We start from the raw sequence: 17,819 nt of genomic DNA, 5'->3' as shown, positions 1-17,819 counted from the left end.
GGATGCCGCCACTAATAGACGTCATCCTTGCTATTTAATTAAGACTCTAATTAGTCTGCCTTTACGCTCGCTTGAGACTGTTGCGCAGCTTTTTTCTCTTTTTGTTGGGCATCGATAACAGCTACTGCCGCCATGTTAACGATCTCGTCCACACTAGCTCCTAGCTGGAGTATGTGACAAGGCTTTTGCATTCCCATCATGATAGGTCCAATAGAATCGATACCACGTAATTCTTTCAGTAATTTGTAAGTAGAATTGCTACTTTCCAGATTAGGAAAGATTAGTGTATTGACTTTTTTACCCGCCAGCTTAGAGAATGGAAATTTTTGCTGAAGCATTTCTGCATTTAGCGCAAAGTCGGTTTGAATTTCTCCATCTACTATAATGCTTGGGTAATATTGATGCAAGTACTTTACCGCATCAGTCACTTTAGTTGCGTGAGGATGCTTGCTAGAACCAAAGTTAGCATAAGAAATCATGGCTATCACTGGCTCTACACCAAACATGGTTGCAGTTTTACCGGTCATCTGAGCAATTTTGGCAAGTGCTAAAGAGTCTGGATTGATATTAATCGATGTGTCAGAAATGAATAGTGGTCCGCGATCTGTGATCATTAAGTTAGTGGTTGCAATTTTCTCTACCCCTGGCGCCATCCCAATAATTTCCATCATAGGACGAACGGATCGCGGGTAGGATTGTGCCACACCTGTAATCAGTGCATCTGCATCTCCTACTTTTACCATCATCGCTGCAAAGTAGTTGCGCTGACGTAATGTTTTTCCTGCGTCAAACTCTGTAACACCTTTACGCTGGCGTAGTTTCCAGAATTCGTGGGCATAACGATCTCGTCTTGCAGACTCCTCGTCTGTTTTAGGGTCAATGATCAAGCAAGGCTCATCAAATTCCAGCTCTTTTTTCATTTCTTCAATCACATCCTTTCTTCCTAGCAGGATCGGAGTTCCGATTCCTTCTTCCAAGACAATTTGTGCCGCTTTTAAGACGTCAATGTTATCTGCCTCAGCAAAAACGATGCGTTTAGGGTTGATACGTGCACGATTGAGTAGCAAACGGACTAGCTTATTGTCAGAGCCCATACGGCTCAATAACTGCTCTTCATATTTATCCCAATCCGTAATAGGTTCTTGCGCTACTCCTGACTCCATTGCTGCTCTCGCTACAGCAGGCGGAATTGTAGCGATCAATCGTGGGTCAAATGGCTTTGGAATAATATAATCCCTCCCGAAGTTGAGCCTCAATTCTCCGTATGCAATATTCACTTGCTCTGGAACCGGTTCCTTGGCAAGGTTAGCGATAGCATGCGTTGCTGCCAGTTTCATTTCTTCATTAATCATGGTCGCACGTACGTCCATCGCCCCTCTAAAGATGAACGGAAAGCCCAGCACATTATTCACCTGATTAGGGTGGTCGCTACGACCGGTCGCCATAATAATATCCTCTCGTGCTGCCATCGCAAGATCATAATCAATCTCTGGCGTTGGATTGGCCATTGCAAAAACGATAGGATCTGCATTCATGCTTTGCACCATTTCCTGGCTTACAATATTACCAGCAGATAACCCAAGGAACACATCAGACCCAACCATGGCTTGCGCTAGTGACATAGGCTCTTTATCTGTAGCAAATTGCATTTGCATCTCACCCAGATCCGTTCTGTTTTTAGTAATCAAGCCATCAATATCAAACATCATGATATTTTCCTTGCGCGCTCCTAACTTCACATAAAGGGACGTACAAGAAATCGCAGCGCTACCAGCCCCAGAAATTACGATTTGCACATCTTGGATTTTTTTACCTGCCAGTTCCAGCGCATTAAGTAATGCTGCACTAGAAATAATAGCCGTACCATGCTGATCGTCATGCATGACGGGAATGTCCAGTTCCTCTTTAAGTCTTCTTTCAATTTCAAACGCTTCTGGAGCTTTAATGTCCTCTAGATTGATACCTCCAAAAGTGGGAGCGATATTCTTTACTGTAGCAATGAACTCTTCTATATTCTTAGTGTCCACCTCGATATCAAAACAATCTAGATCTGCAAAAATCTTGAAGAGAAGGCCTTTACCTTCCATGACAGGCTTGCTGGCTAATGGGCCGATGTCTCCTAATCCTAAAACTGCGGTACCATTACTAATGACCGCAACTAGATTTCCTTTAGTAGTGTATTTATAGACATTCGCTGGGTCCTTAACGATTTCAAGACAAGGTTCAGCCACTCCTGGACTGTAGGCAAGCGACAAGTCGCGCTGACTGCTGTATTTTTTGGTAGGTACCACCTTGATCTTTCCAGGTGTAGGTTTTGCGTGATAAACCAGTGCTTCTCTCCTTCTACTAGGCTTGCTGCTCATAAATTGCTTTTTAGGCTAGAACAAAGGTAGCGATTAAAGGGTTTCCTATCTTTTTAAGATCGCACAGTCCTTGATAAAATTGATGTGACTGGAAGGAGTTCGCTTTCGCGAAAGCGAACTTTTCACCCACAAACTGCTACTTTCTAGCGGTGAAGATAACCCGTGCATTTTTAGGTCGCAATGTGATCAATGGATGGTACTCAATAGAATTACCTACAGGTTGAATGTCATAATTGGCAAGAATATTTTTGAGTACCAACGCCATTTCAAACATCGCAAAATTATTCCCAATACACATGCGAGGTCCCGCGCCAAATGGAAAATAGTGATCCGTATAGGATTTGCGCAATTCTGGCTCAAAACGTTCTGGCAGGAAATCGTCAGGTCGCTCCCACAAATCCTTGCGGCGGTGCATTTCAAAGAAGGAGATCAACCAGATACTGCCTTTAGGTATTTCTATATCGCCGCAAGAATCTTCTGCCACCGCCACACGATCTGTCACGTAGGCTGGCGGGTATAGTCTCATGGTTTCTTCAAGCACCTGTTTAGTATACTCCAGTTCCTTGAGCTGTTCCATCAAATCTTGCGAGGAAAGGTTTGCGATCTCTTGTTGAACTGCTTTGGCTTTGTCGGGATGTTGAGCTAAGAGTTGGGCGGCAAAAGTCAACACATTGGCTGTGGTTTCATGTCCTGCAATGAACAACACCAATATCTCATCAATCAATTGCCTATCGCTCATATGCGACCCATCTTCATAAGTAGATTGCAGCAACATATCGAGAAGGTCACCGTACTCTTTTGTATCCGCACGACGATGGTCGATGATGTCTTGCAAAATCGCTCGCGCCTCATCGATTAGTTCCAAATGATACGCGATACTGGAATCGCCAGAAAGCCAGCGGCGGTCGTAATACCATTGTAAAAAAGGCAAGCGCAGCTCTTTGATCAACATTTTTTGGGCTTGCTCTGTAATGTGTTGAAGCCTGTTGATACGCTCGTCCATATCTTCCAGATAAAACAAGCTGCGGGCTACAACCTTAAACGCTAGATCGCTAAAAATATCGTGGATATCAGTGACCACTACTGGCTGAATACGGCTCAATTCTTTTTGAATCACCTGCTCCATGGAATCGACCAGAGTAGCCAACTGCTTTTTGTAGAAAGCAGGTTGAACCAGTTTGCGATTATTGCGCCACTCCTCGCCGTTTGCAGTCAATAGTCCGTGACCTATGTACTTGCCTAGATCATCTGTTTGTAGACTAGACTTGTGAAAGTTGCGCTGATTCTTTTGCAAAATGTGCTGGGTAAGTTCTGTATCGCAGGTAAAATGAATCATCAAGCCAGGCTTTGGACTGATTTTAAAGGTGTTCCCATAGCGTTGAAAATTCTCTCTGTGAAAAGGCAATGGGTCTTTATAGATCTGTCGGGATCTGGAAAGGAATCTAAAAGCGGAAACTTTGTGTATGGTGCGCATTACTGGTTTTGGTCGAAAAGCCCACCCATCCTTGCATTAGGCGTGCGCCCCAAATGCTTGTATGCATGCTCAGTAACCTCACGACCTCTAGGCGTGCGAATGATAAACCCTTGCTGGATCAAGAAGGGTTCGTAGACCTCTTCAATAGTTTCGGCACTTTCTGATACAGCGGTGGAGAGCGTGGTGATCCCCACTGGGCCGCCTTTAAACTTATCGATAATGGTGGTCAATATTTTATTATCCATCTCATCCAGTCCATGTGCGTCTACATTCAATGCTTTCAATGAAAATTGAGCAATACTCAAATCAATATTTCCAGTTCCTTTGATTTGGGCAAAATCACGCACCCGGCGCAACAAAGCATTGGCAATACGAGGAGTTCCACGGCTGCGTCCTGCGATCTCGATGGCAGCGTCTTCATTTATCTCAACCTGAAGTATTTCAGAACTTCGCGTCACAATGGTTGATAAAAGTTCTGTAGAATAATATTGTAATCTAGAGGATATACCGAAACGCGCTCGCATCGGTGCTGTAAGTAATCCGCTTCTGGTGGTGGCACCTATCAAGGTAAATGGTGCCAGATTGATTTGAACCGTTCGTGCGTTAGGACCGGTCTCTATCATGATATCGATCTTGTAATCCTCCATTGCCGAATACAAGTATTCTTCAACGATTGGGCTCAAACGGTGGATCTCATCAATAAATAGGACATCTCGCTCATCTAGGTTAGTCAACAAACCAGCCAGATCACCTGGCTTGTCTAAAACGGGTCCAGAAGTCACTTTGATCCCTACGCCTAATTCTGCTGCAAGTATGTGTGCTAATGTGGTTTTACCTAACCCGGGAGGTCCATGAAACAACGCGTGATCTAAAGCATCTCCACGCTGATTAGAGGCTTGAACAAAAACTTTTAAGTTTTCCAAGATTTGATCCTGTCCAGCAAAATCATCAAAGGACAGCGGCCTTAAGGCACGTTCTATATCGCGTTCTTCACTAGAAAAGTTTTCGCCTGTGGCCTCAAGGTTTTCATTCATAATTCAAAGATAGTCGATAGAAGAATTGGATCGATGTGTTGCAGGGATGATGTAGGATATTCGCTTTCGCGAAAGCGAACTCAACCATCAACGTTGTGCTAATTAGCTTCAATTTAATAAATAAGCAGGATCTGAAATTTATATTGAAAATAAAAATATGAAACCACAAGAAAAAGTACCACATCTAGAACTAGACCTGATTAATGGAACCAAATGGGACATGTCAAAGCAAGATCCAGAAAAATATACCATGATCCTGTTTTACCGTGGTTACCATTGCCCAGTTTGTAAAAAACAACTAGAATCACTGAAAGACAAGCTTCAGAAATTTGTAGATCGTGGGATAAATGTGGTAGCCATAAGTATGGACACAGAAGAGCGTGCTAAGAAAACAGGAGACGAATGGGACATCAGTAGTATTCCAGTTGCTTATGAATTGAGCAAAGAACAGGCTAAAGAATGGGGACTGTACTTATCTAAAGGTATCAGCGACAAGGAGCCAGACTTATTCTCTGAACCAGGAATGTTTTTGATCAAGAAAGATGGAACATTGTACGCCTCATCAGTACAAACCATGCCCTTTGCACGACCTGCACTAGATGATATTCTGGGAGCAATTGATTTTGTAGAAAAGGAAGGCTATCCAGCCCGTGGAGAAGCGTAATTAGCAGTAAGGAAAATAGTTCTCCTATTCCTAGCTAGAGTTCTCTCAAACTGTTAATCTGAGGAATGAGACTAAAATTTAAATAAAAAAGGTGGAGCATGAGCTCCACCTTTTTTAATATCAGTGATTTACATCCTAGTGATTCATCTCCTCTTCCTTAGGCTGTAGCGGTATGTGCTGCGGTACATAGTCCTGCCCAGCAATAACATATTCTTCATCCTCATTCAGTTTGCTGTAATCATAAGGCCATCTGTATACATGAGGGATCGCTCCTGCCCAGTTACCGTGGATGTGTTTGTCTCCAGTTGTCCATTCCAATGTATTGGATTTCCAAGGATTCAACGGTGCTTTCTTACCGAAGAAAATACTCTTTACAAAATTATAAGCGAATACCAGCTGCGCTATTGCAGTGAATATCGCGAAATAAGTAATTAAGGAATTCGTATCTGCTAAATCATCAAAATAAGGGAAGTTGGTATTGGTATAATATCTTCTAGGAAGACCAGCCATACCCACAAAATGCATAGGGAAGAATACTCCATAAGCTCCAATCGCAGTTAACCAGAAGTGAACATAACCTAAGTTTTTATCCATCATCTTGTTGAACATCTTAGGGAACCAGTGGTATACCCCTGCAAATAAACCATACAAAGCAGATATGCCCATTACCAAGTGGAAGTGAGCTACTACAAAATAAGTATCGTGTACGTTAATGTCTAACGTACTGTCTCCTAAAATAATTCCAGTTAAACCACCTGTAATAAAGGTAGAAACCAAACCGATAGAAAACAGCATCGCTGGATTCATCTGGAGGTTACCTTTCCATAAGGTGGTGATATAGTTAAATGCTTTTACCCCTGAAGGTATTGCAATCAACAAGGTTGTGAAGGTAAATACAGATCCAAGGAATGGGTTCATTCCAGAGATAAACATGTGGTGACCCCAAACGATTGTAGAAAGGAATGCAATCGCAAGAATAGATGCAACCATCGCGCGGTAACCGAAAATCGGTTTACGGGAGTTGGTAGCAATAATCTCAGACGTGATACCTAATGCTGGTAATAGTACGATGTAAACCTCAGGGTGACCTAAGAACCAAAACAAGTGTTCAAAAAGAACTGGGGAACCACCTTGATGTGCCAGAACCTCTCCTTTAATGTAGATATCAGATAAGAAGAAAGATGTACCGAAACTTCTGTCCATGATTAACAACAAAGCTGCTGCAAACAAAACGGGAAAGGAAACGATACCGATAATAGCGGTCACAAAAAATGCCCAGATCGTAAGTGGCAGACGTGTCATTGACATTCCTTTCGTACGCAAATTGATTACCGTTACTACATAGTTCAAAGAACCTAAAAGTGAAGAAGCAATAAAGATGGCCATTGAAACCAACCATAAGGTCATACCCATTGCAGAACCACCTATAGCTTCTGGCAGGGCACTTAATGGTGGATATATCGTCCAACCAGCAGATGCTGGTCCTAGTTCAACGAACAAGGAACCTATCATGATCGCTGAGGAAACAAAGAACAACCAATAAGAAACCATATTCAAGAATCCTGACGCCATATCTCGAGCACCTATTTGTAAAGGAATCAAGAAGTTAGAGAACGTACCACTTAAACCTGCAGTAAGTACAAAAAACACCATAATGGTACCGTGAATGGTTACTAGTGCTAAGTAAATTTCTGGATCCATGATACCGCCTGGAGCCCACTTTCCTAAAAGCGCTTCAAAAATCACATTAGGTTGTTCAGGATTTGCGATTTGCATTCTCATTAATAGAGACATTGCAATACCGATAACCCCCATAATAAGACCAGTAATAAGATATTGCTTAGCAATCATCTTATGGTCTTGAGAGAAAATATATTTCGTTACAAAAGTTTCTTTGTGGTGGTGATGCCCATCGTCATGGCCGTGGTCATCATGTGCAACTGCAACAGCTTGTCCCATAATACTAATTTTCAGCGCTAGCTAATTTTTGTTCAAATGTCTTCTGAGTAGCAAGCCACTCATTAAATTCTTCTTCTGTCTCCACTACTATGTTAATCTGCATGTTGTAGTGAGATTTTCCGCAAATCTTATTACACAAAAGGTAATATTGAAATTCGTAAGGGTCCAATGGAACATCACCGTCAGCCATTAGTTCCTTGCTTTTTTGTCGTCGGATTTCATTAATCTTACGAACTTTTGCTGTCATAAATTCAGTAGATCTATACTCCTCTGAAGTCACTGTAGGTGTGAATTTAAATTGCGTTACCATTCCAGGTACTACATTCATCTGTGCTCTAAAGTGGGGCATGTAAGCAGAGTGCAATACATCCTGACTTCTAAACTTAAATAATACAGGACGATTTACAGGTAGGTGTAATGCCTCGTTAGTGAAAATATCATCAACACCATCTGCATCTGTAGGGTCAATACCTAATTCATTGACACCTTCTATAAACCTAACATTAGCATCACCCAGTGTTTGGTCCTCTCCGCCATATCTAATCTTCCAACCGAATTGATAAGCGTATACCTCTACTATTATTGGATCATCATCCGTATTAGCGTCCATAATATCATTCCATGAAAATAGACCCCAAAGAATCAATCCAGAAAGAACCACTACTGGAATAGCCGTCCAGATAAACTCTAGGCGATCGTTATCTGCATAAAACAAAGCTCGCTGAGATTTCTTACCGTGGTACTTATAAGAGAACCAGTGTAACAATCCTTGAGTAAATACTTGAGTTACCATGATCACTACTGTGGTCAAAAGCAATAGGTTGTCGTATTCTGCACCATGCTCTGATCCTGCATCTGGTAAAAAATAGTCACTGTATCCTACGAAACATGCGATCATCATGATGTACATGCTGATCACAAAGATCAACATACCCTGACCGTTACGTTTATTATCGTTGTCGTTAGCTACCTCACTCAATTCAGTATCCTGATCTGGTGCTTTGCCCAGCTTAAAGATCTTTGAGATTTGCCAAATTGAGATGGCAAGAAGTGCTGCAATTAATATGATTAGAAATGCTGTCATTACAGTTTTTTTCTATGAAATTTTAATAATGGAAATGTTTACTCTCACCTATGAACGGGTCACCCTTAGCTAGCAATGGAGCCTTAGATATGTTATGAAATACATACAACAAAAATAAGCCTGCAAAGAATAAGAATGCGCCGATTTCAGGGAATCCTATGAACCAAGATGCCCCTACCGTTCCTGGCATAATCATTACAAAAATATCAAGGTAATGCCCGATTAGGATAAAGATACCAGCAGTAACTACAAACCAATTCACTCGTTTAAAGTCGGAATTCATTAGAATTAATAACGGGAACAAGAAGTTGATTGCCACCATTCCAAAGAATAGAATGTTATAGTCCTCTATACGTGTTACGAAGTAGGTTACCTCTTCAGGAATATTAGAGTACCAGATCAACATGAACTGGGAGAACCATAAGTAAGTCCAGAAAATACTGAAACCAAACATGAATTTAGCTAAATCATGAATGTGTGAATCGTTCACGAATTCTAGATATCCTTTTCCTTTCAAGAAAATCGTTACTAACGCTATTGTGGTAACTGCTGACACAATCATGCTGGCAAATACATACCATCCAAAAAGTGTAGAGAACCAGTGTGGGTCAAAACTTAAGATCCAGTCCCAAGCCATGATAGATTCTGTAACAATAAAGAATACTAAGAACATGGCACTATGCTTAAAGGCTTTTTTATACCATACGTTACCTTCTGGTTTATCGTCTTGATTCAAACCGAATCTGCGAATGTTCCAGCGGTAAATATTCCAACCCACTAAGAATATACCAGCGCGAATCAACCAAAATGGCACATTTAAAAATCCTGTCTTTCCGGCAACAATATGGTCGTAAGCTTCACTTGTAGGATCATCGATACCAGGTTCCATCCAAGTGAAAATATGATTCAAACCAAGTCCAGACAGCAATAACAATATGAACATAATGATACCACCCGGTAGTATGTAACTGCTGATTCCTTCCATTACTCTAAAAAGCACGGGAGACCAACCTGCTTGTGCTACTTTTTGAATAGCAAGAAACGCTAGAGTTCCAAGACCTATCATGAAGAAGAAGAAACAAGCAACATAAATTGCTGACCAAGGTCTGTTCACTAATTGATGATACACATGCTCCGCATGAGAACCACCGTGATCTTCAGCCTCGTGAGGTGTGGTCGTGTGGGCATCATCAGCGTGTTCTGTGCTGTTGTCAGTGATGTAACCAGTTTCTTTATGTGGCTCTGCATCGTGTGTACCTGTCGCGCCATGCTCCATAGTTTCACCATGTTCTGCAGCTTCTCCATGACCACCGCCATGTTCTGCTTCCTCAGCAAGCATTTGTTCCACTTCAGCCTCGCTAGCCGGTGCAGTTAAGAAACCTACAGCTGTTAACAATCCTCCCAATATCATAAGGATGATTGCAAAAACTTTCAATTTGGTTGTAAGAGTATACATATATAATATCTTCTTGATCCGGTTACTGACCGTCGTTCATTTGTTGTACTTCTTGCTGATCTACTGAGTTACCAGCATCAGTTGCGGTGTTTTCCTCCACAGGAACTTCCGTCATTGTAGCTGTAGAGTCAGTAGCGGTAACAGGGGAGTTTGTTACGCTACCCGTTTTATCCATTACTGGCTTTCTAGCAACACCCATCAGGTCAGCTCTCAAAGCATCTACATAATGTGCTATTTCCCAACGTTCCTCTGTACTTGTCTGTGACGCATAGGATCCCATGGAATTAATACCATAATACATTACGTGATAAATTGAACCTTGAGTTATTTCTCTAGCGTCATAACTTGGAACACCTAGGATCTTTTCAGTCTTCACCAAGTGACCTTGTCCATCTCCTTTATTTCCGTGACAGATAGCACAATAAATTCCGTATAATGCTTGTCCGTTAGCCAGATGATCTTCTGTTAATGGTACTGGGTTGGTTAAGTTCGCTTTCGCGGAAGCGTACCCTTCATTATCATCTTCATAGTTATATGGCAACCACCCACGAGAAACGGTTCCATCAACTGGCTTTTGTGCTTCCATGTTGTTCGTAAACACATCGCCTTCAGAATAAGTGCTGTAACCTACATCTTCATACATGTTAGGAAAGTATTGCACACTGCGATTGGATTTTGCGCCTACTTCCTTCTCACCACCACTCTGGCAAGAAACTGTAAGTAGGACAGCAAGTGCCCATAGTACTGATTTTAAATACGTATTCATCAATGATCTTCTTTGTCGATTAATACAAGCTCAACGGCTCCTGTATCGTATAAAAATTTTGTGATCGAGTCAATGTCTTCTCCATGAGCATCTACTTCCATCAAGAAATGATCGTCTGTGGTTCTTACATCTGGGTTTTCTGCTTTCTTAAATGGCCATAATCTACTGCGCAAGTAAAATGTGATTACCATCAAGTGCGCGGCAAAGAATACTGTTAACTCAAACATGATAGGCACGAATGCAGGCATATTTTCCAAATAAGAAAAACTAGGCTTTCCACCTATATTTTGTGGCCAATCCTCAATCATGATGTAATTCATCATGGCAGTTCCTACGGCTAGACCCACGATTCCATAAAGAAACGCGTTGATAGCTAATCGGGTATCTGCTAGACCCATCGCCTTTTCAAGTCCGTGAACTGGGAAAGGACAGAAAATATCTTCAATATGGAAATGTTGCTCTCTGACTTGTTTTACTGCACGCAGTAAAACATCATCATCATTGTAAAGAGCATGTATTTTATGTGTCGCCATGTTATTTACTCGCTTGGATGTGCTATCGGGTCACCGGAAGCAGCATTTGGGTTAGACGTCGTTTTATTTTCTCTCATTTCCTTGTACTTGTTACCACTAGACTTCAAGATGGACTTCACCTCTGCTTGTGCGATTACCGGGAACGTTCTGGAATACAACAAAAACAATACAAAGAAGAATCCTATAGTACCTATGAATATACCTATATCTACAAAGGTAGGTGAGAACATTGTCCATGAGGAAGGAACGTAATCACGGTGCAACGAAGTCACAATAATTACAAATCGTTCAAACCACATTCCAATGTTTACTACAATAGAGATGGCAAAAGAGAACATGATACTGGTACGTAATTTCTTGAACCACATGAACTGCGGTGAGAACACATTACAGGTCATCATCGCCCAGTAAGCCCAAGCGTATGGTCCTGTAGCCCTATTCAAGAAAGCATATTGCTCGTACTCCACTCCGGAATACCAAGCCATAAATAGCTCTGTGATATAAGCCACACCTACAATGGAACCAGTAATCATAATTACAAGGTTCATCAATTCAATGTGCTGAATAGTGATGTAGTCTTCTAAGTGACACACTTTCCTCATCACGATCAAAAGCGTGTTTACCATCGCAAAACCTGAGAATACCGCTCCTGCAACGAAGTATGGAGGGAAAATCGTGGTGTGCCATCCTGGAATTACCGAGGTAGCAAAGTCAAAGGATACAATCGTGTGTACCGAAAGTACCAATGGTGTTGCAAGTCCTGCCAGAACCAATGAAACCTCTTCAAAACGCTGCCAGTCTTTAGCTCTACCAGACCATCCAAAGGAAAGGATACCGTAAATCTTTTTATTAAAAGGAGTAATCGCTCTATCGCGAATCATAGCAAAGTCAGGAAGCAATCCTGTCCACCAGAATACTAAAGAAACCGACAAATAGGTAGAAATCGCAAATACATCCCAAAGAAGTGGTGAGTTAAAGTTCACCCATAAAGAACCAAACTGGTTAGGAATAGGTAATACCCAGTAAGCCAACCATGGTCGACCCATGTGAATGATAGGGAATAAACCTGCCTGGATTACAGAGAAAATAGTCATTGCTTCTGCAGACCTGTTGATCGCCATTCTCCATTTTTGACGGAAGAGCAAGAGTACGGCAGAAATCAAAGTTCCTGCGTGACCAATTCCTACCCACCATACAAAGTTGGTAATATCCCAAGCCCATCCAATGGTCTTGTTCAATCCCCAAACACCGATTCCTGTAGAGATCGTGTAAGTAATACATCCTATTCCATAAAGAAAAGCGATAAGAGCAATGGTGAATACCAGCCACCACTGCTTATTTGCCGGTCCTTCTACAGGAAAAGCAATATCTCTAGTAACATCAGCATACGTTTTGTCGCCGGTAACTAGTGGTTTTCTTATGGACGCTTCGTAATGAGCCATAATGCGTTGATTAGTTTCTTAGTTATTATAGTTTCTTACCTTAACCTGATACATCACGTTAGGCTCTGTTCCAACTTCTTCTAATAAGTGATACATACGATCTTGTTGCTTCACTTTGTAGATCTCTGAATCTTTATCATTGATATCTCCAAAAGTAATGGCACCATTGTAACAAGCATTAGAACAAGCCGTAGCAAATTCTCCATCTTCAATCATGCGACCGTCTTTTTTGGCTTCAAGAATGGTCATCTGTGTCATTTGAATACACATAGAACATTTCTCCATCACACCTCTAGAACGTACGGTAACATCTGGATTGATAACCATGCGACCTAGATCATTATTCATATGGTAATCAAACTCATCATTTCCATTGTACAAGAACCAGTTGAATCGACGAACTTTATATGGACAGTTGTTCGCACAATATCTGGTACCTACACAACGGTTGTAAATCATGTGGTTTTGACCTTGACGACCGTGTGAAGATGCTGCGACTGGACAAACCGTCTCACATGGAGCGTGGTTACAGTGCTGACACATCAATGGCTGGAAAGCAACCTGTGGCTCATCAGCTGGGATTTCCAACTCTCCGAAACCTCCAAGAGATCCATTTTCTCCAAACAATCCAGAGAAACCATCTTTCTTAGCCTCATCATCCTCAAAACTATCGGTAGAAGAGTAGTATCTATCGATACGCAACCAGTGCATATCTCTTGATCTTCTTACCTCAGTTTTTCCAACTACAGGCACATTATTTTCTGCATGACAAGCAACAACACATGCACCACAACCTGTACAAGCGTTCAAGTCAATCGACATGTTGAAATGGTGTCCTACAGACCTATCAAAACTTTCCCAAAGATCTACATCTGGAGAAGTTACTGGGGTTTCAATGTGATTCAAAGAAACCTCAGGCATAGGATTGAAGTAATCCTTATTTCCTGTTAAATAAGTTGCCATGTCTGTTTCACGAATGATATCGCGACCCATCATGGTATTTTGCAATTGTGTACAAGCAAACTCGTGAATACCACCACCAGATACAACACCCACAGATTGAATAGATACTCCATTCTTAAAGAACGGGAATGCATTCACACCTGTTTGCATCTCCTCTTGGATTCCAGCCGTACGACCGTAACCCAAAGCGATACCAACGGTACCTTCTGCTTGACCTGGCTGGATCAATGCTGGAATTTTACGTTCCACACCGTCCATTTTAACAATAGCATAGGTACCGTCTAAAGCACCATTTGCTACGTTATAGTTTTCAATCCCTAGACGCTCTGCATCCTTTTGCGAGATTGTCATGTAATTATCCCAAGTAGTTCTTGTGATAGGATCAGGAAGCTCCTGCAACCATGGGTTGTTCGCTTGTGAACCATCTCCTAGAGCTGTCTTAGTATACAACACCAACTCAAAATCACCTGTTTTTGTAGCTGCAGACAAGTCCCGTAATGCACTTGCGTTATTTACGGTTGGTGTTTCCACATCACCACCCAAAGTCTCAGATGCTGTTGCGGTATAGAAACCATCCTGTAGCGATTGATTCCAGCTGGAACCGTTGGCCGTAGAACTGTTCTTTAAATAATCCTTATAAGACACATCGCTACCAGACCACTTCAATAAAGAGTCTTGCATCTGGCGCGTGTCGAATAACGGCTGGATGGTAGGCTGCATTAAGGAAACTGTTCCTTTCTTCATTTCTACATCCCCCCATGATTCTAGGTAGTGAGGTGTAGTGGCTACATAGTCAGACTGTGCTGCTGTAGCATCTAAACGAGATGCAAAAGATACCTTAAGAGGTACATTCTTCCACGCTTTCGCGAAAGCGTCACTTTCATCATAACTGTAAACCGGATCAACACCTGCAACAAACACAGCACCCACGGCACCGCTTTCCATGTCTTTCACCAGTTGATTCACTGCTGCACGGCTACCTTGACGGGTCAAAATAGGCGCGGCTGTATCGATAATCGTACTACCGAGTCTCTCGTTGATTTCTAACGTCAATTGTTGCGCTCCTTGATCAGGAATACCACAAAGAACGACAGCTTTACTACCAGCACGGCGTAAAGATTGTGCTGCTTCTTCCACAGCTTTAGCCACTTTATCAGAAAGATTACTGTTGGCAGAACCGCCAACTACCTTACTGTAAAGAGCTGCTATAATTTGTTTTTGTTCCGTTGGAGTTACTGGGTAACGTCTATCTGCATTAGCACCAGAAAGAGTCATGTTAGACTCAAACTGAACGTGATGAGACATCTTCCCATTCTTAGGAACTCTAGATTGTGCGTAGTTGGTATCAAAATTACCACCTTGCCAATCACCCACAAAGTCTGCTCCTACACCCACGATGCATTCCGCATCTTTAAAGTCATAGTCTGCAAGACCGCGCTGAAAGTATTTTGCTTCAAAAGCATCCAATGCTGCGTCTTCACCTACCGTATCGTAGACTACTTGGCGTACATTAGGATAGGCTGCTTTGAATTCTTCCATCAATTTTGTAACAGAAGGACTTGCAAAAGTTTGGGTTAAGAAAACGATTTGCTTTCCAGCATTTGCATTCAATTGCTGACGAACCTCTTCATCTAACTGCGACCAAGTTGCTTCTTTACCTTTAACTAAAGGAGTCTTTAAACGATTGTTATCATACAACCCTAGAACGGATGCATGAACACGAGCATTTGCATTACCGCGAGCATTGATATCTCTATTGCCTTCAATCTTGATAGGTCTCCCCTCACGAGTTTTCACAACCACGCTTGCAAAATCATATCCATTTGCAATGGTAGTCGCATAGTAATTTGCCATTCCTGGAATCAAGCGCTCTGGCTGGTTCACATAAGGAACAGAATTAATTACAGGCCCTTCACAAGCCGCAAGAGATGCTGCTGCAGTACTGAACCCTACGTATTTAAGGAAGTCACGACGCGTGGTGCTAGAAGCCTCCATCGCTTTATCGTTTCCTAAAAACTCTTCGGTTGGAATAGCGGTAGCGAACTCGTTTTGCTCAAGAGATTTTACCATCTCATTGCTCTCATCAAGTTGAGCGCTGCTTTTCCAGTATTTTTTAGTAGTAGCCATAAATTTCTAAAGCTATTGTTTTAATAGTGGCACTTACCACATTCAAGTCCTCCTAAGTCTGCAATCGTCAATTGACGACCACCTCTTTTCTCAGACAATTCTTTATGGATCTCTTCGTAGTAACCGTTATCCAAATCAACATTTGTTTCGCGGTGACAGTTAATACACCATCCCATAGTTAATGGAGAATATTGGTACATAATTTCCATTTCTTCAACCGGCCCGTGACAGGTTTGACAATCAATATTACCTGCAGTTACGTGTTGCGCGTGATTAAAGTAAGCAAGGTCTGGCAAGTTGTGAATACGAACCCATCTTACTGGCTCTTCCTCACCTGTATAAGCTTGCTCTGCTTCACTCCATCCTGTGGCAGCGTATAATTTTTGAATCTCCTTATTGTAATCAACACCGTATTCTTCCATTCCCTCAGCATACGTATCATCAGAAACCTCTGCAATAGACTTGTGACAGTTCATACAAACGTTTAAGGATGGGATACCAGAATGCTTAGACTCTCTAGCACTCGAGTGACAGTATTTACACTCAATCTGACTTACACCCGCGTGAATCCTGTGCGAATAGTGAATAGGTTGCACTGGCGCATAGCCTTGGTCAACACCTACACTCATAAAAGCACCATACACAAAATAAGCACTTGCCAGCAGCAAGAAAATCGCTGTAACTAAAATTAAGAATTGATTTTGAACAAAGGCTTTCCAGATAGGAGTTCTTGCAGGCTTATCTTCTTCAAACTCTGTTTGAATACCATTAGCAGCAGCAAATCTTTTAAGAGTAGCGTTTACTGCAAACAATACCACGATTAGGATAATTAGCACGAGGGCTAAAACACCTAATACTATATTGTTAGTAGTTTCACTGCTAGCACCACCACCTGCAACTTCATCAACTCCAGCTACTGCAGCGGTAGGAACCGGCGGCTCCGTATCTGTATAAGCAAGAATATCGTCAATATCGCTGTTGGATAACTGAGGGAACGCATTCATGTTAGACTGGTTGTACTCATTGTAGATGGCAACAGCTTCTGGATCCCCACTAGCAATTAAGGCAGCAGAGTTCTTGATCCACTCGTACAACCACTCGCGGTCATGACGTTGCGATACTTGAAATAGCGCAGGTCCTGTAGCACGTTTGTACAACTTGTGACATGCAGCACAGTTTGCTTTAAATAACGCCTCACCTTGAGTCGCATTTCCAACGGTTCCAGCGTCTGTAGTAGCTTCAACAGGCACAGCAGGCTCACCGTCTGACGTAGTCAAATCCTCTTGAGCAGATGCGCTCATCATGGAAAAAACCAAGAATAAGGAAGCTAGAAACAGCTGTAATGATGAAAGATGTAAATTCTTTTTTGTCATCTCGTTTAATAATTATTACGATAACTTTGGCACAATATTTACAGTAGTCTACCGTATCCTTAATGCCTTGCAAAAATAGGTCATAAATGGTTTAATTTTGGGAGGAGATAATGAAGAAATTAATTTATAAAGGTTCTAAATAGATGTTCGCTTTCGCGAAAGCGAACTCACCAAAAACGTTGCTATGATTACAAAAACGATTAAATCCATCTTACTTATTGGTAGTGTGGTTCTTACGTCCCAAATAGGTTTTGCACAGAGCACCTCTAAGGTTAATGAAGCGGTTCTTGAACGACTGGTGACCACCAAATTAGACATGGATAAAAAAGGGGAGTTCAACGATAGGTTCACCATTCATATTTTTCAAGGCAGCAATCAAGAAGCCTCTAGCGTTCAATCTAGATATGATGCACTTGGATTAAGTTGGAAATCTGAATTGATGTATGATGCTCCCAATCACAAGGTATGGATAGGAAAATACCGCAGTCGTCTAGAAGCCGACCGTGCGCTATTGACGATCCAACGCTCGTTTCCTAACGCTAAGGTTTTGAAACCTTAGAAAGCACTAGACAACTCTAGAG

At 41.8% G+C, this 17,819-nt stretch carries 13 protein-coding genes; 2 read left to right on the top strand and 11 right to left on the bottom strand.

What is annotated here, in order from left to right; genetic code table 11:
- Positions 1-50: 50 nt before the first annotated feature.
- From NMS_RS05440 to ruvB, 3 genes are all read right to left on the bottom strand, one after another.
- On the bottom strand, positions 51-2,363 hold the full coding sequence (locus NMS_RS05440; protein ID WP_041495796.1) for an NADP-dependent malic enzyme: 2,313 nt from the start codon (positions 2,361-2,363) through the stop codon (positions 51-53).
- Between the two features lie 136 nt (positions 2,364-2,499).
- A complete protein-coding gene (locus tag NMS_RS05435; protein ID WP_041495795.1) occupies positions 2,500-3,837 on the bottom strand; it encodes a cytochrome P450 in 1,338 nt (445 codons plus the stop codon).
- Complete coding sequence (gene ruvB, locus NMS_RS05430) at positions 3,837-4,871, bottom strand: Holliday junction branch migration DNA helicase RuvB (protein WP_041495794.1); 1,035 nt, start codon at positions 4,869-4,871, stop codon at positions 3,837-3,839. The genes NMS_RS05435 and ruvB overlap by 1 nt, the downstream gene beginning before the upstream one ends.
- 157 nt (positions 4,872-5,028) lie before the next feature.
- On the opposite strand from ruvB, the gene NMS_RS05425 reads away from it, so the two are divergent.
- The gene (locus NMS_RS05425) at positions 5,029-5,535 is read left to right on the top strand and encodes a peroxiredoxin-like family protein (RefSeq protein ID WP_041495793.1); all 507 of its coding nucleotides are present in this window, start codon (positions 5,029-5,031) and stop codon (positions 5,533-5,535) included.
- A gap of 135 nt (positions 5,536-5,670) precedes the next feature.
- Here the strand turns inward: NMS_RS05425 and NMS_RS05420 are convergent, their stop codons facing one another.
- From NMS_RS05420 to NMS_RS05385, 8 genes are read right to left on the bottom strand one after another with little or no spacing between them, the layout of a single operon-like run.
- Positions 5,671-7,494, bottom strand: a complete 1,824-nt coding sequence (locus NMS_RS05420) for a cytochrome c oxidase subunit I (protein WP_041495791.1) — start codon at positions 7,492-7,494, stop codon at positions 5,671-5,673.
- A 4-nt stretch (positions 7,495-7,498) separates the two neighbouring features.
- Positions 7,499-8,578 (bottom strand): cytochrome c oxidase subunit II, encoded by a 1,080-nt coding sequence (locus NMS_RS05415; protein WP_041495790.1) that lies wholly within the window; start codon positions 8,576-8,578, stop codon positions 7,499-7,501.
- 22 nt (positions 8,579-8,600) lie between these two features.
- The gene (locus NMS_RS05410) at positions 8,601-10,034 is read right to left on the bottom strand and encodes a quinol:cytochrome C oxidoreductase (protein ID WP_041495789.1); all 1,434 of its coding nucleotides are present in this window, start codon (positions 10,032-10,034) and stop codon (positions 8,601-8,603) included.
- 22 nt (positions 10,035-10,056) lie between these two features.
- Positions 10,057-10,800: a c-type cytochrome gene (locus tag NMS_RS05405; RefSeq protein WP_041495788.1), complete on the bottom strand. Its 744-nt coding sequence runs from the start codon at positions 10,798-10,800 to the stop codon at positions 10,057-10,059.
- Positions 10,800-11,333: a DUF3341 domain-containing protein gene (locus NMS_RS05400; RefSeq protein ID WP_041495786.1), complete on the bottom strand. Its 534-nt coding sequence runs from the start codon at positions 11,331-11,333 to the stop codon at positions 10,800-10,802. The genes NMS_RS05405 and NMS_RS05400 overlap by 1 nt, the downstream gene beginning before the upstream one ends.
- Positions 11,334-11,338: 5 nt before the next feature.
- Positions 11,339-12,775, bottom strand: coding sequence for an NrfD/PsrC family molybdoenzyme membrane anchor subunit (gene nrfD / locus NMS_RS05395; RefSeq protein ID WP_041495785.1), 1,437 nt, complete (start codon positions 12,773-12,775; stop codon positions 11,339-11,341).
- Positions 12,776-12,793: 18 nt separating this feature from the next.
- A complete protein-coding gene (locus NMS_RS05390; RefSeq protein ID WP_041495784.1) occupies positions 12,794-15,865 on the bottom strand; it encodes a TAT-variant-translocated molybdopterin oxidoreductase in 3,072 nt (1,023 codons plus the stop codon).
- A gap of 20 nt (positions 15,866-15,885) precedes the next feature.
- Positions 15,886-17,238, bottom strand: a complete 1,353-nt coding sequence (locus tag NMS_RS05385; RefSeq protein ID WP_041495783.1) for a c-type cytochrome — start codon at positions 17,236-17,238, stop codon at positions 15,886-15,888.
- A gap of 184 nt (positions 17,239-17,422) precedes the next feature.
- Between NMS_RS05385 and NMS_RS05380 the strand changes: the two genes are divergently transcribed.
- On the top strand, positions 17,423-17,797 hold the full coding sequence (locus tag NMS_RS05380; protein ID WP_070097867.1) for a hypothetical protein: 375 nt from the start codon (positions 17,423-17,425) through the stop codon (positions 17,795-17,797).
- The last annotated feature ends 22 nt before the right edge of the window (positions 17,798-17,819 follow it).

This window comes from Nonlabens marinus S1-08 (assembly GCF_000831385.1).
Taxonomy (GTDB): Bacteria; Bacteroidota; Bacteroidia; order Flavobacteriales; family Flavobacteriaceae; genus Nonlabens; species Nonlabens marinus.
This window is presented reverse-complemented; position numbering and strand designations above follow the sequence as displayed.